At 44.7% G+C, this 19506-nt stretch carries 14 protein-coding genes; 10 read left to right on the forward strand and 4 right to left on the reverse strand.

The window, feature by feature from the left end; translation table 11 throughout:
- The first annotated feature begins 39 nt into the window (after window positions 1-39).
- The 7 genes from K5609_RS07195 to K5609_RS07225 all read left to right on the forward strand — a co-directional run bounded on the left by K5609_RS07195 (window position 40) and on the right by K5609_RS07225 (window position 8447).
- Complete coding sequence (locus K5609_RS07195) at window positions 40-1035, forward strand: AraC family transcriptional regulator (RefSeq protein WP_221076578.1); 996 nt, start codon at window positions 40-42, stop codon at window positions 1033-1035.
- A 211-nt stretch (window positions 1036-1246) separates the two neighbouring features.
- A complete protein-coding gene (locus K5609_RS07200; RefSeq protein WP_221076579.1) occupies window positions 1247-1894 on the forward strand; it encodes a tetratricopeptide repeat protein in 648 nt (215 codons plus the stop codon).
- 425 nt (window positions 1895-2319) lie between these two features.
- Window positions 2320-3492, forward strand: a complete 1173-nt coding sequence (locus tag K5609_RS07205; RefSeq protein WP_221076580.1) for a glycerophosphodiester phosphodiesterase family protein — start codon at window positions 2320-2322, stop codon at window positions 3490-3492.
- Window positions 3493-3693: 201 nt separating this feature from the next.
- Window positions 3694-4374 carry a tetratricopeptide repeat protein gene (locus tag K5609_RS07210; RefSeq protein WP_221076581.1) on the forward strand — a complete coding sequence of 227 codons (681 nt, stop codon included), beginning with the start codon at window positions 3694-3696 and terminating at the stop codon, window positions 4372-4374.
- 160 nt (window positions 4375-4534) lie between these two features.
- Window positions 4535-5470, forward strand: coding sequence for an alpha/beta fold hydrolase (locus K5609_RS07215; protein WP_221076582.1), 936 nt, complete (start codon window positions 4535-4537; stop codon window positions 5468-5470).
- 218 nt (window positions 5471-5688) lie between these two features.
- Window positions 5689-6648, forward strand: coding sequence for a sensor domain-containing diguanylate cyclase (locus K5609_RS07220; protein ID WP_221076583.1), 960 nt, complete (start codon window positions 5689-5691; stop codon window positions 6646-6648).
- A gap of 362 nt (window positions 6649-7010) precedes the next feature.
- Window positions 7011-8447 (forward strand): right-handed parallel beta-helix repeat-containing protein, encoded by a 1437-nt coding sequence (locus K5609_RS07225; protein WP_221076584.1) that lies wholly within the window; start codon window positions 7011-7013, stop codon window positions 8445-8447.
- Window positions 8448-8505: 58 nt separating this feature from the next.
- Here the strand turns inward: K5609_RS07225 and K5609_RS07230 are convergent, their stop codons facing one another.
- Complete coding sequence (locus tag K5609_RS07230; RefSeq protein ID WP_221076585.1) at window positions 8506-11184, reverse strand: polysaccharide lyase 6 family protein; 2679 nt, start codon at window positions 11182-11184, stop codon at window positions 8506-8508.
- 494 nt (window positions 11185-11678) lie between these two features.
- On the opposite strand from K5609_RS07230, the gene K5609_RS07235 reads away from it, so the two are divergent.
- From K5609_RS07235 to K5609_RS07245, 3 genes are all read left to right on the forward strand, one after another.
- Entirely contained in the window at window positions 11679-12665 is a 987-nt protein-coding gene (locus K5609_RS07235; protein ID WP_221076586.1) for an ankyrin repeat domain-containing protein, read from the forward strand.
- Between the two features lie 278 nt (window positions 12666-12943).
- Window positions 12944-13198, forward strand: coding sequence for a hypothetical protein (locus K5609_RS07240; protein ID WP_221076587.1), 255 nt, complete (start codon window positions 12944-12946; stop codon window positions 13196-13198).
- 109 nt (window positions 13199-13307) lie between these two features.
- Window positions 13308-13559 carry a hypothetical protein gene (locus tag K5609_RS07245; protein ID WP_221076588.1) on the forward strand — a complete coding sequence of 84 codons (252 nt, stop codon included), beginning with the start codon at window positions 13308-13310 and terminating at the stop codon, window positions 13557-13559.
- Window positions 13560-13650: 91 nt separating this feature from the next.
- On the opposite strand, the gene putP is transcribed toward K5609_RS07245, so the two are convergent.
- The 3 genes from putP to putA form a co-directional block, all read right to left on the reverse strand.
- The gene (putP, locus tag K5609_RS07250; RefSeq protein WP_221076589.1) at window positions 13651-15147 is read right to left on the reverse strand and encodes a sodium/proline symporter PutP; all 1497 of its coding nucleotides are present in this window, start codon (window positions 15145-15147) and stop codon (window positions 13651-13653) included.
- Between the two features lie 80 nt (window positions 15148-15227).
- Entirely contained in the window at window positions 15228-15926 is a 699-nt protein-coding gene (locus K5609_RS07255; RefSeq protein WP_221076590.1) for a hypothetical protein, read from the reverse strand.
- A 1-nt stretch (window position 15927) separates the two neighbouring features.
- A complete protein-coding gene (gene putA, locus K5609_RS07260; protein ID WP_221076591.1) occupies window positions 15928-19080 on the reverse strand; it encodes a bifunctional proline dehydrogenase/L-glutamate gamma-semialdehyde dehydrogenase PutA in 3153 nt (1050 codons plus the stop codon).
- Window positions 19081-19506: the final 426 nt, after the last annotated feature.

Below are 19506 nucleotides of genomic sequence, written 5' to 3' on the forward strand. Positions count from 1 at the left end.
AAAAATAATGACTATGGTTCATAGGGAAGTGGCGGCGAGATGCAGGAATATCAATTTCAGTTACCAGCCTTAAAGTGGGTTGTAGACATCATGGAGCAGCAAGGTATAGACAGGCATCGACTGTTAGCCGCTGCAGATATCTCGCCGAGTTTATTGCGTCAAACCAGCGGCTTAATTAGTCAGCTTAAAGTGGCAAAGTTAATGACAGCTGCAGATCGCGCTAGTCAACAGCCTTTGGCCAGCGCACGTTGTGGCTTGTCGATGCCTTTGCGTAAGCAAGGAGTATTAGCCATTGCGGTTCAAAGCATGCCTAATCTAGAAGCGATGATCCAAATGTTGAAGGCATTCTTGAATGCTCAGTCGAGCGGAACTGACCTAGATTTAGTGCAAGAGGGGAACTTAGTTAGGGCCGAATTTAGTTTACGTTTTGCTGATCAACTTAGTTGTGACTCTATGCATAGGGCAATGCTGTGTAACTTATTTAAAACCTTCCAAACGTTGTTTGGAGAGTCGTGGCGAGCGACCGAAGTATGGTTAATGCATAGTTTTAGTCATACTAAAGAGCTATCCCAACTTCTTAATTGCCCGGTAAAAGACAATAAAGCTATTAATGCCATTGTGTTTGAACAGCGTTGGGCCCACGTTACTGGCGCGCAAGTTTACCCTGCAGAAGCATTGCGTAAACAAAGTAGCGAAACCTTACAGCGGCTTGAAGACTTGGATGATCTTATTTATCAGATTTTGCCGCCATTAATCTACGATGGAAATACCAGTATTGAGCATGTAGCGGACTTATTTGGAGTGCATGTTCGGGTGTTGCAAAAGCGCTTAAAAGCCAAAGGAACTAGCTATTCAACCTTGTTAGAAGACGCCAGAAAAACCATGGCAGTGGACTTTTTAGTTGATAGCCAGCTATCAATTGCAGATATCTCGCTGCAATTGGGCTTTAAAGAACCGGCCATATTTATCCGCAGCTTTAAAAAGTGGTTCAAGCAAACGCCACTGCAATGGCGTAAATCGGCGAAAGGCTATTAATAAATCTATTTTCTTTATTGTTGTATTTCATAATTACTGATTTGGTGACTCGGTTTGGTGATTATTGCTTCATTATGGTGTGATTTGGAATTTAGATTCTGTCATTACTTTGAAATATATGGTTTTTATATTTGGCATACAAAATGCGACATAGATCACAAGGGAGTGGGTTTAACTCCTAAGTTGTCGTAACAAGCCAAGGATGAAAATCATGAAAAAATTACATATTTGGTGTGTGGCTGGGCTAAGCCTAGCTTTGAGTAATAGCTTTGTGGCTTCTGCAAAGCCAAATGCTACTAATGAAGATCAGCGTTTAAGTGCTTGGTGCACCCAGCTTAAAAAACAGCAGAGTTGTTATAACTTACACCAGCAGTTAGCAGAGCAAGGCAGGCCAGAGTCGGCTTATTGGATAGGTAAAGCTAGTGCAAGAGGCATGTTTGAAGCAGCCGATTTAACTAAGGCGCTTGGTTATTACCAAGTGGCCAGCCAAGAAATGCACCCAGCAGCCAGCCGTGAATTGGGTTTGCTTTACTACCATGGAATAAGTGGTGAGCGAGATTTCGCAAAAGCGCAGCGCTTATTTGAACAGGCTATCGAGCAGGGTAACCCACAAGCTATTTGGGCACTGGCCCGCATGTACCATTACGGTCGTGGAGTTGAGCAAAACTATAACAAAGCCTTTGAACTGTTTAGCTTGGCCGCTGATAAAGGCTCTAAACCTGCTGCTAGTACTTTGGCTTACTACTATAAAGTAGGCTTGGCCACCAAGCCCAACCCGCGCTTAGCCAGTTATTGGCGCAACAAAGCTAATGATAAAAAATTAGTGACCTGGAATCGAAGCATTCCTGATTATCGCTAGTTACTAGGGTTTGTTTATCTTTGGTGTTGAAATTTTGTTCGAGATAAGCGGGCTTTAATCGCGGCGAGCACTTAGAAGCCTAGTGGGCTAAGCTAGAAGTGCTTAACAAAGAGTAAAGTTCGCTTATCCGAACCCTTCGGGCAGCATTTCTTAGCCATTTATTCAGCGTTAGCGAGTGATTATTAAGCCCACTTAACTGCACACTCACTGTCTTGCATAAATGACTGCAAAAACCATCACCAAAGATCAACAGACCCTAGAATCAACAAAGCCAGCATAGTTATTGCTGGCTTTGTTGCTTTTACAAGCCGTTCATCTTTGTGACATAAATCTAACATCAATTTTTCATCACTTTGTCACTCGATGAATCTTTACTGGTTAGCTCTTAAATCGATGTTATTCACCAACAATAAGGACGTTAACCAATGAAATTCTCTCAGCTAGGGCTATTTCTCTGCCCACTTGTACTATTAAGCGCCTGTAGCGACGACGACAATCCTATTCAAGCGGCCAACACTGGGGCTATATCAAAAGTGCAATTAGGGCCTCGTCCAGCATTCTTAGTTGATCAGCTCGCCGACGGAGAGCTAAAAACAAGCTTACAAGCGTGTGTAGATGACATGACAACTTATAGCGCAAGTGACTTCTCTATTGGTCACCGTGGCGCGCCATTAATGTTCCCAGAGCATACCAAAGAAAGCTATATGGCTGCGGCGCGTATGGGAGCCGGTGTGCTTGAGTGTGATGTAGCCTTTACCAAAGATGGCGAACTGGTTTGCCGCCACTCACATGCTGATTTACACACCACTACCAATGTACTGGCAGTGCCAGATCTAGCTGCTAAATGTTCAGTTCCCTTCACTCCGGCAGACACTGCTAATGGCGTAGAGGCCACTGCCGAGTGTCGTACCTCAGACTTTACCTTGGCTGAATATAAAAGCCTAACCGGTAAAATGGACGCGGCTAATAAACAAGCAACCACCGTTGAAGAGTACATGGATGCAACGCCAAGTTTCCGTACCGATCTTTACGCTGAGGTTGGCACATTAATGTCGCATAAAGAAAGTATTGCGTTGTTTAAGGAGCTAGGCGTAAAAATGACGCCAGAGCTTAAAACACCCGCTGCGCAAGACTTAGCAGCAGCAGGGATTACCCAGCAAGAATTTGCCCAAAAAATGATTGACGAATACATTGAAGCAGGCATTGAGCCTAGCGAGGTTTATGCTCAATCTTTCTCAATTGACGATGTAGAATACTGGGTTGCCAACACCCCAGAGTTTGGTGAGCAAGCCGTTTATCTTATTTACTTGCTTGATGGTGTGCCTAGCCCAACAGAAATTGCCGCTAAAAACATCAATATTGTTGCGCCCATTTATACTGCGCTTGTTGAAGAGCAAGATGGAGCAGTAGTTGCCACCGATTATGCCAAGCAGCTAAAAGAAGCGGGCTTAGATTTAATTACTTGGACCATCGAGCGCAAGTACACCTCAATGCATGAATTTGAAGTACTTAATGTACTTAAAAAAGATCTTGAGTTAGTTGGCGTATTTTCTGATTGGCCAGCCACTGTGACCTTCTTCGATAACTGCATAAAATAGTCACTATATTCATCGAACTGTTGCTGTTAATGCGTATTAGCAGCAACTTTGTGATCGCAATAGCACTTTTTTCTGTATTTCCCCTGCAATTGATTAATCGCAACAAAATAATTATTCACTATTTTCTTCGAGCGATTGTGTGGTAGCGTTGCTGCCGCTGCCTTCTTTGGTCATTAGGCAGTGGTCAACAAAGGAATAATAATGAAAAAATCAGTTTATTGTTTAGCAAGTTGTATTGCCGCCGCGTTTATCGTTGGCTGTAGCAGCAACAATCAAACTAGTACTAGTGAAACACCAGCCGCAGTTGTATGTAGCGGCGTGTGTGGCGAGCAAGAGTTTACTCGTGCTCAGCAACTACACCACGGTGACGGCGTAGAGCAAAACTACGATGCAGCCTTGGCAGAATATTTAAAAGCAGCCAAAGCAGGCAATGTAGCTGCCATGACGCAAGCTGCGGTGTTATACCAAGAGGGCTTAACTAGCCAAGGCAGTAAGCCTGAGCTGGCGGTTGAGTGGCTAATGGTTGCCGCCAAGCAGCAAGATGCAGAAGCGCAATTTCTATTAGCAGAAAACTTTTGGAATGGCATAGGCGCCGAGCAAGATTTTGGCAAAGCCGAGTTTTGGTATAACCAGGCAGCATTAAACAAACACCAAGAAGCTGCTTACCTATTAGGTTTGTATTACTTCGAAGGCGAAAACATGGATGAAGATCCTGAGCAAGCCTATGTGTGGATGTCGATTGCTGCGTTGCTAGGCCATGGAAATGCACCTGGCGATCGCGACTTCTTAATCGGCGAAGAGCTAGACATGACGCAGAAAAAAGCGGCTTGGAAAGAAGTAGATCGTTTAATTAAAGAAATGGGCATCGAGGTGCCTTGGTAGCCGTAATACGCTACTAAATCTTAGATGAACTTACTGTCATCACAACAATAATGAGTTGGTATTGATTGAAGGTTAAGTCGGTCAAATATTCGTCAATACTAACTCCTTTTTACAGTGCTTTATTGTATAGTTGAACTACCCCTTAAGTGGAGGAATGACGATGCTATATTTAATAGAGTTTTTGTTATTTTTACTGCTAGTGGCAGCCCTTGCCTTACCCTTTTATCGCAATCAAGAAGTGTTTGAAATTGCCGATATTGACGCCGACGACCTTCCCGGAAAACACGTACAACTTAGTCATGGTTTAGTTCACTTTCATCGAGAGGGGCAACGCACTGCGCCTGTTGTTGTGCTAATTCATGGGTTCTCTGCATTTTCTTATGTTTGGGAACGTAACGTTAATAGTCTACTTAAGCAGGGCTATCAGGTGATTAGCGTTGACCTATATGGGCGAGGTTATTCGGCTAGACCAAATACTGCTTATACTCGGCAGCTGTTTGTGGAGCAAATAAAGGAGTTGCTCGATGACCAGCAAATAGATGAACCAGTGTATTTAGCTGGTTTATCTATGGGCGGGGCGATTAGCGTAAGGTTTGCTGAATTGTACCCCGATAGAGTCGCAGGGCTTATCTTACTTGCACCTTTAACTTCCACACCCAAAATTGCGCCTTTGCCTATACCGATTATCGGTGAATATATGGCCTATAGCTTTGTGATACCTAGTTTGCCTAAACGACAGTTAGACGATTTATCTAACCTAGAAAAAGCACTTGATTGGGTGGCACAGTTCGAGCCTCAAATGCGCTACAAGGGCTACCGAAAGGCAATGTTGGCAACCGTAAGAGGCTTGATGCAAGAGCCAATGCTAGATGCTTATTTTGCAGTGGCTAAAATTAATATACCTAGCTTGGTTGTGTGGGGAGATGCCGACAAAGTATTGCCATATCGCCAAGCGCAGGGTGTTCAAAAAGCCTTAGGCGAGCATTGTCAGTTAGTCACTGTTGAAGGGGCAGGACACGCTTTGCAGTATGAATATAGCGAGCAAGTTAATCAGCACATTGCTACATTTTTAGCATCTATCAACAAGCTTAAATAGCCACCAAGCTGGTTTATTTATTTCGTTATAGAAGGCGCTGTCAGAGCGCCTTTTCTAATACTTTTGTTATCGAATAAAGATACATTTGTTATTTATAAACTTGCCATTTACGGTATTGCCATAGATACTAAATTTGAACATTTGTTAACGGCAACAAAGTTTCTATGGCGTTGATTTATCAACTTATAGTTTACTTTTTGCCCTACTAGAAGTTAGCTATGCAAGCACCAAGTACACCTATTGGCGAAGCAAGTCGCCTTAAAGCGTTAAAAGATCTCGATATTTTGGATACGATGCCAGAAGAGCGCTTTGATCGGATTACACGAATGGCCAAACGGCTATTTGATGTGCCAATTGCTTTAGTGAGTTTGATTGATGAAAACCGCCAATGGTTTAAATCATGTTTTGGTGTTGATGCCAGTGAAACGCCTCGTGACATCTCTTTTTGCGGTCACGCTATTTTGGGTGACGATACCTTTCAAATTGAAGATGCATTGGCAGATCCGCGCTTTGCAGATAACCCACTGGTAACTGGCTACCCGCATATTCGCTTTTATGCCGGCCACCCACTTACTACTCCAGATGGAGAGAAGATAGGCACCTTATGCATTATCGATACTAAGCCAAAAAGCCTAACTAAAGATGACCTAATTGCACTGGATGATTTAGCGGTAATGGTGGAGCAAGAACTGGCTGCACTGCAAATGGCGATTACCGATGAATTAACCAGTATTTCTAATCGTCGTGGCTTTATGAAGCTAGCAAATTACTCGTTCGCCATGTGCCGCAGGCAAGTTATCCCACTTACTATTGCCTATATGGATTTAGACCAGTTTAAACCCATTAATGATCAATATGGTCATGCTGAAGGTGACAATGCCTTGCGTTTATTTGCCGAGCAAATGCGTGTTTCATTTCGAGAGTCTGATCTGTTTGCCCGCATGGGCGGAGATGAGTTTGTAGTGATGTTTACCGATACCAACGAAGCGGATGCAACCGAAATACTACAACGTTTTACCAGCGATCTTAGTGCAGCTGCCAAGCAGCATAAGCTCGCTTACCCTCTATGTTTTAGTTACGGTTTGTTGGAAGTAGACTTTACTCAATATCCTTCTATCGACAGCGCTTTAGAGCAAGCTGACCAGTTAATGTATCGTCATAAAAGTTGCCAGCGCTAGAAATATCCTCGCGGTTAACCAATTTCTTGTTTAATTGTTAAATATTCGGCTTTTCTTAAATCGATATGTTTGAATATTTTGTCGACTGCTAAGGTTGCTCCTCTGGTATTACCTCTTAAAAATGTAAAGTGTTATTGTTTTAAAGCTGGCTTAATGCAGCCTTAATCGCCAATGAAAGGCTTTTCTTGGCATTGTTTTTAGATTTTTGTAGTGATCTTTGTCTCATATTTTTTAATGCAATAGACAAATAAAAATTTATGTAGACAGGTTAACAAAAGATCAAATTGGTAATCCAATTGTGTTTTATTTGTTGATGTGTGGTGTTAGCTTTGCCTTGAATTTAACTCAAGGAGATGCAGTTCATGTTAAAGCGCCACCAAGCTTCAAGGAAGGTTTCATCATCATTAGTGGCTTTGTTAAAGCCTTCGGCCATTGCGGTTCTAGCAACCGTTGCTTTGGCTAGCGGCGCAAATGCCGCTAACTTTACTGCCAGCAATGCCAGCCAGTTAAGTGCACGTTTGCAAGATGCAGCCAACAACGGCACCGGCGTAGATGTGATTACCATTCAAGGCAGCATATTTACCGACCAGCAAATTGATATTCAAACTCCGGTAACTATTCAAGGTGCAGCTGGGTTTCGCGTAAGCCGTATCATTCGTACTTCTGACGACGGTTTTCAACCCTTGTTTAATATTCAAAGCTCGAATGTGACTATTCGTAATTTGCTGCTAATTGATGAGAAAGGCCAAAACACTAATACCCAAGTGGCCAGTGAAGCAGGGAACGACCACTCAAATGCGCGCTTAATTAACATTCCTTACGAAGACGCTTACCAGCAAATTGCTAACATCACCATCGAAAACAATACCTTTGAAAATACCGCTGTTGGTGTGGCGTCTTCAGGTTTAATTCCACGTAATTTGTCAATTACGAACAATGACTTTATTAAAGTGAATCGCAGTGTCGAACTACTACGAGATGTTGGCCGGGTATACAACGTGTGGAATGTAAGTGCCAACAACGTAGTGCTTAACGGCGGAACACTAAACATTTCAAATAACCGTATTCGTGGTAATCGAGTGCGTTTAGGGATCTCTGTAGATGCGGGCAACGACGGGGTTTACGTGCCGCCAAGCTTTACCAATATTCCGTTTTTTGATGCAGCAGCCCGTGCTCAGTTTAGTGATAAACCGGTCGTGTTTGCCAATGGTTCGCAAGTTAACTCAAACACTGTAGAGGGAGCTAATGAGTTTGGCATTGCTTTGGCTACTGTGGCTAACGTAACTGTTGCGGGTAACACAGTGAGTACAACAGAAGATGATATTAACTCGTCTGACGATATCGAGAACAACTTCACAGCAGGCATCAATGTTGAACATAACAGCCGCGATATTGTGGTAGATAGCAATACTATTACCGTGGGTGCTTCAGGCAACTTTGCTACGGGTATTAACGTATTGGCCTTTCAAGATCACCACGCCCCGTTAAACCATGCTCAAGCTAGCAGCAACATAACTTTGGTTAGAAACATCTTTAAAGGAACTGGCGAGAATACCATTTTAGCCTTTGGCTTCTCTAACTTAGTAGTTGAAGACAACAATGCCTCGCAGTTTACAACGCGTAACCCTTACCAAGTAACGGCGTCTTTTTACAACGTGCCTTGTGGTTTAAGTACCAGCACAGCGCGCGGTACTAACAGCAATATTCGTTACAACCAAAGCTCGTTTAACGGCACCGGCAATGCGCCGCAGTACTACGACAAAAACGGTAACGTTGTATCAGGTTATACTTGCCAATAGGCGTAGCTAAAATAGAAAAAGCAGCACCTAGGTGCTGCTTTTTTGTTTTATTTTGCAGTTAGTCTTCGCGACTCATTAATCGAATGTCATCAAAAAAAGCTTCGCTAGCAGCATCTGGCGCTGCTGAATAGCTAAGTTTAAACTCATCTATCCGCACTTCTAATTCGTCGTCAGTAAATTGCTCATGCGCATAAATTGCAGCGTCGTTGTAGCTTGCAGTGTCAATTTGCATATAAGCAAATACCTCTACGCTACTATGTGCAGAAGAGTTAAAGCTTAACGTTACTTGTTTAAAACAGCTTTTAACGCTGCCTTGTGGTGCGTTGCTTAAGTCTTTCACGTGGGCAAAGGCTTGGGCGATTATTGCACCAGTGCTGTCTTTTGCACCGTAATGTAAGGTACTTAAAGAGCTATCACCTTTGTTGTCACAGTAATACAGCGAGTACTCTAACTCGGTGTTTAGTGGAATATTAGCAACGGTTTGGCTTAAACCTGGGGTGGCAGTAAAATCATGATTGCTGGCCGAGTTTTTGAAGCGGATCCGCGCCGAACCACTACTAGTAGAGCCGCTGTCACTAAATGCGCTGTCGCCAGAGCTACCAACATCGCCTAAACCGGCACCACTATCTTCGTGTTGTACCCAAGCATCACTCGAGCCACTATTGCTGCGAAATTCACCTAAGTTTCCATCTACCAAATCGGTATCGGTGGTTACTGCGTCGGGCAGGCTTAAAGTCAGTAGCGCTTCGGTAGCATCGCCAGAGTTAAACTCGCTGCTTACCCATTTATAGTCATCGCCGGTAACTACGCCTGCTTGCTTTGCTATGTCACCCAAGGCCAGCTGATAACTGCCTTTTACAAAAGCCGATAGAGCGTATGGAGTATTAGCCTTTAACTGAATCGTTTGGCTTAAGCTGCTACTGCCACTAAGTTGGGCGCTAGCACTTCTCGAGAACGATTCACTCGCCTCGGCGATCTGAGCACCGTTGTTAGTCCAAGCGTTTAGCTCATCGTCAAAGGCAGGATTAATAATCTCTGCTTCTAACATGGTGGCTTGAGGCTTGCTGATTTGATAACTGCTTGGCCCTACATCAGCAAAACTCAGCGCTTTTAAACTAACGCTGCTTGTTAGCGGTTGATCTGCGCCAACGCTGCTTGGCTCGGTGCGGGTTTGCCCATCCATATCTAAATTAACGTCAGCAAAATCTCCTTTGTTGTAGTCACTTACTGCATCTAAGTTAGGCGAGCTATCCGAAGGGCGATATAGTTCATCTGTCCCTTTTTGTAAGTTTGCCGAGTAAAACTCGATGCCGGCAGTGCCTAACGGCACCGCGTCGTCATCAGAAAAGGCCTGCCCGTGGAAGATGTTTCCTACCACGGTTGAATCAGGCAGCATGCCGCGCTCAGCTTGGGTAATCACCGGCCCAATGGCTTTATCGATAAGGTTATTGGCCAAATAAACCGTTTTAGGCTGCTGCGGTTTGCCGCCGCCGTCAATATTTAAGCTGTTTACGCTATCAACAATGGTGTTGTTAGCTACGTGCACATTCTCTACTTGTTGGTAGCCGTTATCACCATCGCCCGCGCCGTCGTATCCCAATAATACTATGCCGCCGTGGTGGCTAGTATTTTGGTAGCGTGCGCCTTCGATGTAGTTATTCACTACCGAGTGGCCGTCGTCGGCAATACGAATGCCGCCAGCTAGTGGGTAGTCTTCACTTAAAATAAAGTTGTGTTCAATTTTGTTGCTATTGCCGTGGCGGTTGGTTAACGAGCCATAACTATTGCGAATGGTATTGTAAGCAATAACGTTATTGGAACCTTTGTTAGAGATAACCTCGGCTTCACCTTGGATCCGCTCAAATACATTTCGCACAATAAATGAATTACCAGGGTAATGGTGGGTAAAGCTTAAACCGGTGCGAATAGCTTCATAATCGTTGTCGCTGCTTCCCGCATACATTTTGTTGTTGGCGGGCGGGCGATTAGCAATGTAGTTGTTATACACTACAATGCCTTGAGCAAGTTCGGCCAGTTTAGTGGCTTCATCCCAGCTATCATCTACCCAGCGGTTAAAAGAAATCATCGGGTTTTGCACGGTTTTACCGCTAATTACGCTATGGTCTAGCCATACATCTTTGCCGTATATATGTACCAAAATACCGTAGTCGTCTTGTGCTTTGGCATCAATAATCGCAATTTCACTAATTCGGCAATTGTGGCATAAATCGTTGGTACCAAAACGGGTAGCAATTAAGTTGCTTCCGTATTCCACGCCATCAAAAATTAGCCCTTGCAACTGGGCATAACTGCCGCCCATGTTTATCGCTACGTCACCGCCTTTTAAGATGGCCTTGCCAGGATTTTCGGCAGCTACTTTAATAGGCTGCTCCAAGGTGCCATTGCCACCAAAACTAAGTTGAAAATCGCCACTGTATTCACCGTCGGCTAAACAAAGCGTGGTACCTGCGTCCATTTCTTTAGAAGCTGCATCTGCTAAGGCCGAAGTGGAAGAAAACACCTGAGTACAGTTTACGCTAGCAACAGTTAGCACACCTTCTGGTAGGCCAAAGTTAGGCTCGTTTGGGGTGGGATCTGGGTCAACTGGTGGATCAACAATTACCGGCGGGTCCACGGGTTCTGTTGGGTCTAGCGGTGTGGCAGGGGAGTCGCTACTGCTATTACATCCAACAACTATTAAGCCAAGAACAACTGGCAGGTACTTCTTAAAGTACATGGGATCTCCTTTTCACTGTTTGTTAATGGTAAGCGGGTAAAGCAATAAGCGACATTTTACTCAATAGTTATCAATAAAAAGTGATAGCATTAATATGTTTTAATAATACATATAAAGATTTGGTGATTAAGCGCGGGTTATTAAGCCTTTAGATGAAAGCTTCGTTCATGCTTAGTTGCAAGCTTACTCAAATATCTCTCTTTATAAGTAGTACAAAATGTGTGGGGTTGAGTTGAAAGACTAAGGCGGGTGGGTAGTTATAAGCGCTTGAGACTTAAGTGACTCAGAGCCCTGTTATTCAGTTCCTTCTTTTTGCAAGGGCTTGCATCTTTTTATGCTGATGTTTTTGTTACTTTTCGAGCAAGGTGGCTGATGTGATTGCGGAAAGGTGATAACTTAGTTTCATAAAATGTGTGATAGGAGGAAAAATTCCTTGTTTAAACAAGGGAGTTTTCCTCTTGATAAACTGTTAGAGCCAAAGTAAATCATCAACAATGAAGTATATAATTGCATTTTTATTATTCAGTTTATCTCTAAAAGCATTTCCAGAAGATATGTCTTTAGAGGAAATAGGCCCAGGGGAGTATATTATCCATTACTGGTATGGGCTCCCTATAGTTGTCTATAAGAGAACACCAGATCAGATAGAAAAACTGATAGCGAAAAATGCGAATGGAAATCCTTATAAGCTATTCCTAGCATCAAAGCAGTATGCATTCTCTAATAGCAGCAAAAAAGCATCCGTACTATATCACTCAACTAAATATTTGGATCAAAGGCCACTGCGGTCAGTCAGAGAAGATATTCTAGTTATGCTGGGAGTCGGTTCAGGTTTTGGGTGCGCGCTTAACTTTAAAGAAAAAGACAGTGAGTTTCTTGATGGATGTTCTGACGCATCTTATGGTTTAGATGGCCGAATAATTAATAAATCCGATCGAGAAGCTTATGATATCTTTATTCCACCACACCAAATAAAAAATAATCATTTAATTCTAGGTAGCGGGGATATCAGTAAGGATCAGGTTATAGACTTCTCACCTCAGATACAAAAAATGAAGGTAAGTAAAGGCGAGAAGCTACTCCTAGCATTGCAGTGGAACAAGCAAAAATATGCATTAAAACTTATCAATCGTGAGACTGTTAAAACCAGAACAAGAACAAATGCAACACCTCTCCATATAGCCTCTGGAAGGTCAGATATTATCATTATTCGTTCAATGATTGAGTCAGGTTCAGATGTTAACGCGCTCACAAATGAAGGCTGGAGTCCTTTACATTTCGCTATTCTAACTGAGCAGCATCAGAATGCTGCTTATCTGATATCTCAAGGTGCAAAGACCAATGCGTTTTGCGTAAATACAACCTGTGCAGAATCAGCGTTAGAGTTTCTTGTCTCTAGGTACCCCGATATGTCCATGTCCAAAGCAAAAGAAACCATCGATTCACTGCACAACAAGGCTCTAACAAGTAAATCCAGGTGACGCCTACGGCGCACCTGATTTAGGCGTTATAACCGAGCTGTATGGAATTAACAAATTGAACCACTGGTTATGCCTATGATTGCTCACTATGAGGAAGTACTAACTGAAACTACTAGTGGCTTTGAAGCGTTCGAGTAAGAGGGGTAGTAGATAACGGGTCAACCAAATCGAACAGTTTAGTTGGTCCGATTCAGTAGACACTTCATTCAAACAAGGCGAGGTGTTTAAACCAGCTTCTACAAGTGTCAAAAGTAACAGCATAGCTCCAAGGAAGGAAAATGAATAACAGCGAAAAAATAGCAGTACTCGAAAAGAAGGTCACTAGAGTGACTTGGATAGAATCACCTGGTCCGATTATGTTTGGCTTAGGTCTATATGGAAAATTTGGGGCAGGGGGAAATGCTTTTCACCCTCTTCTTAATGATGCGACAGTGGTAACCTCCCTGTTGGTTATTGGTGGATTAATCATGATTTGGGGTGGTTATAATATCTTCACTCTTAAACGGCAGCTGAATCGGCTAACTAAAGCGTGAAGAGATAATTTCAAGCAACAGTTTCGTTATGCACTGTTCCTACTTGTAGACAAATACGAACATTGGCTTGTTAGTACTTTCGGTCGTAGTTGTATAAAAAGGTTAGTACATGGAAGTGACTATAGATTTGATCATCTGTGGAGTGTTGTTCCTAATGGGAGTACACGCTATCTATACGGGAAAAACTCGGTTCGAGTTTGGTCTTACTAATGGGCAATCTGGCTCTCGAATGGAGTTCGTTTCTTCTAAGTCTGCCTTGTTAGAAGGCACTCGTGCAAGAATAGTGGGGGCTGCGGTGGCAGTATTTGCGATTCTTTTTTACCTGTCTAGTGAGAGAGGCGAAGTGTTATTTGTGTTGTAAACAGGCTTTAAGTCGCTAAGTAAAAAAGCCGTTTACCCTTGGATAAACGGCTTTTTGTTTAGCTGTATTTAACTGCCTTGTGGTTATCGGCTTAGTCTAATTCTACCAGCTGTTTTTCGTATTTAGCGTGAATGCTATGAATTGCTGGTGTTGCGCCACCTGTGGCTTTGCTCACTGCAATAATGGCAATGCTGGCGAAGAGGAAGCCGGGAACAATTTCATAAATGTCGAACAAGCCGCCACTTAATTGTTTCCACACTACTACGGTTACGCCGCCTAACACTACGCCGGCTAGTGCGCCGTTGCGGTTCATGTCTTTCCAGAACAAGCTAAGTAGTAGTGCAGGGCCAAAGGCTGCGCCAAATCCTGCCCATGCGTAAGACACCAAGCCTAGTACCGAGCTTTCTGGGTTCATGGCCAGCATTAAAGCCACTATCGACAATGCGACTACGGCGATACGGCCAACCTTAACAATCTCTTGTTGGCTGGCTTGCGGGCGAAAGACTTGTTTGTAGAAGTCTTCGGCTAAGGCAGACGACGATACTAACAGTTGTGAGTCGGCAGTACTCATAATCGCGGCCAAAATAGCTGCTAATAGTATGCCGGCAATTACTGGGTGGAAAATGGCATTTACCAACAGCATAAAGATGGTTTCGCCATCTTTAATATTGCCACCTAGGTGAGAATCTACATACACAATACCCACTACACCAATGAGCAGCGCGCCAGCCATAGAAAGAGCTGTCCAAGTTACTGCGATACGGCGAGCGGTGCCGATGTCTTTGTTGCTGCGGGTAGCCTGAAAACGCGCCAAAATATGTGGCTGACCAAAGTAACCTAAACCCCAAGCCACTAGCGAGATAATGGCAATGGCCGATAAAGGCTCGCCTTTTACGTCGGTCCAAAGGTTTAGTAGTTCTGGGTTTTTAAGGGTGAGGGCTTGGCTTAGGTCGCCAAAGGAGCCTTCCATTGCGGCAATTGGCACGATCATTAAGGCCGCGGCCATCAATAAACCTTGCACTAAGTCGGTCCACGATACTGCTAAAAAGCCACCAAACAAGGTATAAGACACCACACAAATGGTGCCGACAATAACTGCTGTGGTGTAGTCTAAGCCAAATACTGTTTCAAACAGTTTGCCGCCAGCCACTAAGCCAGAGCTGGTGTAGAACAAGAAAAACAGCAAGATAAAGAAGGCAGAGATTGATTGCAGTAATTTAGATTTATCTTCAAAACGGCGCGCAAAAAACTCAGGAATGGTTAGCGCGTTGTTCACCACAATAGAGTAGGTGCGCAGGCGTTTGGCACAAATCAGCCAGTTTAACCAGGTGCCTACAAGCAAGCCGCCAGCTAACCAGAAGGCTTCGATACCCGCAGCATAAGCGTAACCCGGTAAGCCAAGCAGCAACCAGCCACTCATGTCTGAGGCGCCAGCCGATAAGGCTGCTGGCCATGGGCCTAATGAGCGACCACCTAAGAAGTAATCTTCTGAGTTGGCGGTGCGTTTATAGGCGTAAATGCCAATTGATAGCATAACGATTAGATAGGCTATAAATGTAGCACTGATAGCAAAGCTATTTTCAATCATTCCTTTTTCCTTTTATTGCTGAGTTCAGCATGTTGGTTTATTTGGGTTGTCGCTGCTAATGGCTAACCAGGCCCTTAGGTTTATTCGCCGCTGCCTAGCTCAAGCAAGCTGGCGTTACCACCAACGGCGGTAATGTTTATGGTTCGTGTGCGCTCGGTAATAAAGCGCAAACAAAGTGTTGGTTCACTGAGTTGGCTAAGGTTGCGCATATCGGTTTCATATACGAACTGCGCAAGTTGGCCATCTCGCTCTGCTGCCAACTGGTTGTAGTGGATGCAATTTTGCTTAGTGCCTGCTAATGCAATGCCCGCAACCAAGCTGTTTTGTGCAATCTCCGGCCCCAAGCTATAAGCCAAGGGCTGTGACACTCTATCCGGGCAGCCTGCACGCAGTAGGTCGCTCAGCATTTCGTCTATCGGGCTATTTGCTGCACAACAAATAACGGTGTTACCAGCCACTAACGCTGCGGCCATTAAACCTACTAGGGCTTCGTTGCTGGCTGTTTCATCGGCCACCAACAAAAAACAGCCACGGCCAGCGGTATATAGCTGGTTGCTTTCGCCCGTAGGCCCTTGTAGCTCATGCTCGTTAGCAATAAGCGCTAGGGCTTGTTGGCATTGAAAACGGATCATTGCTGCACATTCGTTGTAGCTTTGGTCTCGTTGGCCAAGCAGTTGTGCCCAAGCGAGTAGTAACTCACTACGTTGAGCCACTGTTTGTTGCTGCCAAGCATCTTGCACTGCAAGACTTTGTTTTAATACTTTGTTAGTCGTGGTCATATTAGTGCTCCTGCTGGGCAAGGGTGGTGCTTATGTTCGCCTTAGCAAAACGGTACAAATAGTGCGGGCCACCCGCTTTAGGACCAGTGCCTGATAGACCCTGACCACCAAAAGGCTGTACCCCTACAACGGCACCTACTTGATCTCGATTTACGTAGCAATTACCCACTCGAGCACGCTGCTCGATATGCCGATAGGTACTTTCATTACGACTATGCACGCCCAAGGTTAAACCAAATCCACTTTGATTTATTTGATCGATCACCCTATCAAGTTGATTTGATTGATATTTAATCACATGCAAAATAGGGCCAAAGTGTTCTTGTGTTAATTGAGCAATGTCTTCGATTTGATAAGCGCACGGCGCAACAAAGCTGCCTTTGCTGCAATCTTCTGGAAGCGCTACTTGGTAAATGAGCTGAGCGTTCTTTTCTAACCAGCTAATATGAGCCTGCAGTTTTGTTTGAGCTTGTGGGTCGATCACCGGGCCTACATCGGTACTTAGTTTTTCTGGATTACCAATGGCCAGTTCTTGCGTAGCACCAGCAATCAGCGAATAGACGCGTTCGGCAATATCTTCTTGAATAAATAGTACCCGCAGCGCCGAGCAGCGCTGGCCAGCCGAGGCAAAGGCTGAGCGTAGTACATCTCTTACTACTTGCTCGGGCAGGGCGGTGCTGTCTACTATCATGGCGTTTTGGCCGCCGGTTTCGGCAATAAACGGCACTGGCAAGGCATCGCGTTTAGCCAGCTGTTTGTTTATAGCTTGCGCAGTTGGCGTTGAGCCGGTGAATGCAACACCTGCGATACGTTTATCGCTGCATAAGGTTTGCCCTAGCAGCGCGCCATTGCCCAGTATGAGTTGGATAACCTGCTTAGGTATTCCTGTTTCTAGTAGTAATTCGATACAGCGAGCAGCAATAAGGCTGGTTTGCTCGGCAGGCTTGGCGATGACACAATTGCCGGCAACCAAGGCGGCAGATACTTGGCCGATAAAAATGGCTAAGGGGAAATTCCACGGGCTAATACACACAAATACGCCGCGCCCTTGGTAACTTACTTGCTGTGCTTCGCCCCGAAACGAGCGTTGCTGTATAGGCGAGCTAAGGTTTTGAATGGCTTGCTGTGGGTAGTAGCGTAAAAAATCTACTGCTTCGCGAATTTCGTCAATGCTATCTAATACTGTTTTGCCCGCTTCGCGATGGCACAAGGCCACTAACTCTGGCATGTTTTGTTCTAGCTTATCGGCTAAGTGCAGCAAGTAGTTGGCACGTTGGCTTACTGGTGTTTGTTGCCATAGTTGGCAGCCTTGTTCTGCTACATTAATTGCCTGCAAGGCTTGTTCTGCATTGGCCCACTTTACTTCTCCAACCTGTTGAGTTCGCTGGTAAGGCGCTGTTATAAGATGGTGTTCGCCACTTTGAGTTTGCCCTTCAATAATTGAGCTGGCTTGCCATTGGTGATTGCCCAAAAACTGGCTGACTTTTTGTTCAAAGGGCTGCCATTCACTTTCTATGTCGGTGGCGATACCTTGGGAGTTTTGTCTTTGTTCACCAAACAATTGTGGCGGCAGGGCTATTTTGGGGTTATGTAAGCAGCTGCGTGATTGCAATAAATCTACCGGATGCACGGTTAAATCAGTGACCGGACAACGGGCATCTACTAAGCGATGAACAAACGAGCTATTAGCGCCATTTTCTAATAAACGCCGCACTAAATAAGGCAGCAAATCTTTATGGCTGCCCACTGGGGCGTAAATGCGTACTTCGCTATTTAGCAGTTGTTTGGCATGGCTATATAGCGCATCGCCCATGCCGTGTAAGCGCTGAAACTCAAAGTCTTGGTGAGTCGCCATCGCCGACACCGCTGCAATAGTTTGCGCGTTATGGCTGGCAAACTGCGGGTAAATAAGCCCACGAATATGTTCGCTAAGTAATAAGCGCGCACAGGCCAAATAGCTCACGTCGGTGGCTTCTTTGCGTGTAAATACCGGGTAGCCGTGGTGGCCATGTTGTTGAGACAACTTTAACTCGCTATCCCAATAGGCGCCTTTTACTAAGCGCATTGGAATGACATCGCCTTGCTGCTTGGCCAGTGTAGCTAACCAAGCAATTACCGCTAATGCCCGTTTCGAGTAGGCCTGCACCACTAAACCAAATTTGCCCCAGCCTTTAACAGCTCGGTGCTGGTAGAGCTTGGCAAATAGCTTTAAGGATATTTCTAGGCGGTCGGCTTCTTCGGCATCAATGGTAATGGCAACATCTTGCGCTCGGGCATGTTTTAGCAATGCCAAAACCGTATCAAACAGCTCTTGCAGTACCTTTTCGTGGTTAGCCGCTTCGTAGCGAGGATGTAAAGCCGAGAGCTTGATTGATACCGAGGCTGCAGGGTGAGCTTCACTAGTACTTGAACGCTGCTTAGCCACAACGCTAATAGCTTGGTGATAGTCGTTAAAATACTTTTGAGCATCTTGGCGGGTAAGGGCCGATTCGCCCAGCATATCAAAAGAATAAGCAAAGCCTTGTTGTTGCAAAGGCTCGCCATTGTTTAAGGCCTCTTGAATATTGCGGCCTAATACAAACTGATGCCCCATTATTTTCATGGCTTGATGCATGGCTTGGCGGATCACCGGCTCGGAGAATTTGTTTACTAGCTTGTTGAGCACCTTGCTGGCTTGGCCATCTTGCGGGGTATCTAAACTCACTACTTTGCCGGTTAGCATTAAGCCCCAGGTAGACGCATTTACAAACAGTGAGTCTGAGTTTTTAAGGTGAGACTTCCAATCTGCCACGCTCATTTTGTCACGAATTAGTGCGTCTGCGGTGGCGCTATCGGGAATTCGCATTAGCGCTTCTGCCAAGCACATCAGCAGAATTCCTTCGCGGGTATCTAGGCTGTATTCAAGCAGCAGGGCGTCGATCATTTGCACGGCATTTTTGTCGGCGCGAACCCGCTCGATTAGTTGAGTGGCCAACACCGTAGTTTGGGTTAGCTCACTTGGGCTAGGTTTAGCGAGTGGGATAAGTTGGCTTAACCAGCTTGATTCGTTTACAGCGTAAAGCGGCGAAATGTATTGCCAAACCTTGGTTAAAGGCTGCTCAATAAACGAAGCTTGGGTCATGGCCTTAGCATCGAGTTGCATAGTGTTGTGCATGCTGGGTCCTCGTGTTGCCATCCTCTGCGAGGGGACAGAGGATGTTACGGCTTTGTTATTTAGAGGCCGATTGTAGAGCGCTTTGGGCGTCGCGTATTTCGAAAAACTCCGCGTTTTTTTCGAAATTCTCTGTTGATGAACAAAAAGCGAAGCAAGCGTTTAACAATCTATTTAACCTGAACTTGGGATAAGGGAGTTACAATAACTCTCCTACCTAGTACTTAATCTAGCTTCATGTTTCTGGCGAGATAGTTTTGCTTAGTTCTAAGTGAAGCTGCGCGCCAATAGTTATCTTATTGCAAATGGCTTCAACACCGAAATAAGTAAAAATAGCCCTTAGAAATCGGTTTATTATCCCGAGCTCAGGTTATTCACGTTGCTTATTTATAGTGTAGTCAGCCTAGGCGGGGCGAGCGAAGGCGAAGA

This window comes from Agarivorans aestuarii (assembly GCF_019670125.1).
Lineage (GTDB): Bacteria > Pseudomonadota > Gammaproteobacteria > Enterobacterales > Celerinatantimonadaceae > Agarivorans > Agarivorans aestuarii.

Excerpts from the sequence above, each read along its gene's own strand:
- K5609_RS07195 (WP_221076578.1), top strand. The coding sequence starts at position 40 with ATGCAGGAATATCAATTTCAGTTACCAGCCTTAAAGTGGGTTGTAGAC.
- K5609_RS07200 (WP_221076579.1), top strand. The coding sequence starts at position 1,247 with ATGAAAAAATTACATATTTGGTGTGTGGCTGGGCTAAGCCTAGCTTTG.
- K5609_RS07205 (WP_221076580.1), top strand. The coding sequence starts at position 2,320 with ATGAAATTCTCTCAGCTAGGGCTATTTCTCTGCCCACTTGTACTATTA.
- K5609_RS07210 (WP_221076581.1), top strand. The coding sequence starts at position 3,694 with ATGAAAAAATCAGTTTATTGTTTAGCAAGTTGTATTGCCGCCGCGTTT.
- K5609_RS07215 (WP_221076582.1), top strand. The coding sequence starts at position 4,535 with ATGCTATATTTAATAGAGTTTTTGTTATTTTTACTGCTAGTGGCAGCC.
- K5609_RS07220 (WP_221076583.1), top strand. The coding sequence starts at position 5,689 with ATGCAAGCACCAAGTACACCTATTGGCGAAGCAAGTCGCCTTAAAGCG.
- K5609_RS07225 (WP_221076584.1), top strand. The coding sequence starts at position 7,011 with ATGTTAAAGCGCCACCAAGCTTCAAGGAAGGTTTCATCATCATTAGTG.
- K5609_RS07230 (WP_221076585.1), bottom strand. The coding sequence starts at position 11,184 with ATGTACTTTAAGAAGTACCTGCCAGTTGTTCTTGGCTTAATAGTTGTT.
- K5609_RS07235 (WP_221076586.1), top strand. The coding sequence starts at position 11,679 with ATGAAGTATATAATTGCATTTTTATTATTCAGTTTATCTCTAAAAGCA.
- K5609_RS07240 (WP_221076587.1), top strand. The coding sequence starts at position 12,944 with ATGAATAACAGCGAAAAAATAGCAGTACTCGAAAAGAAGGTCACTAGA.
- K5609_RS07245 (WP_221076588.1), top strand. The coding sequence starts at position 13,308 with ATGGAAGTGACTATAGATTTGATCATCTGTGGAGTGTTGTTCCTAATG.
- putP (WP_221076589.1), bottom strand. The coding sequence starts at position 15,147 with ATGATTGAAAATAGCTTTGCTATCAGTGCTACATTTATAGCCTATCTA.
- K5609_RS07255 (WP_221076590.1), bottom strand. The coding sequence starts at position 15,926 with ATGACCACGACTAACAAAGTATTAAAACAAAGTCTTGCAGTGCAAGAT.
- putA (WP_221076591.1), bottom strand. The coding sequence starts at position 19,080 with ATGCACAACACTATGCAACTCGATGCTAAGGCCATGACCCAAGCTTCG.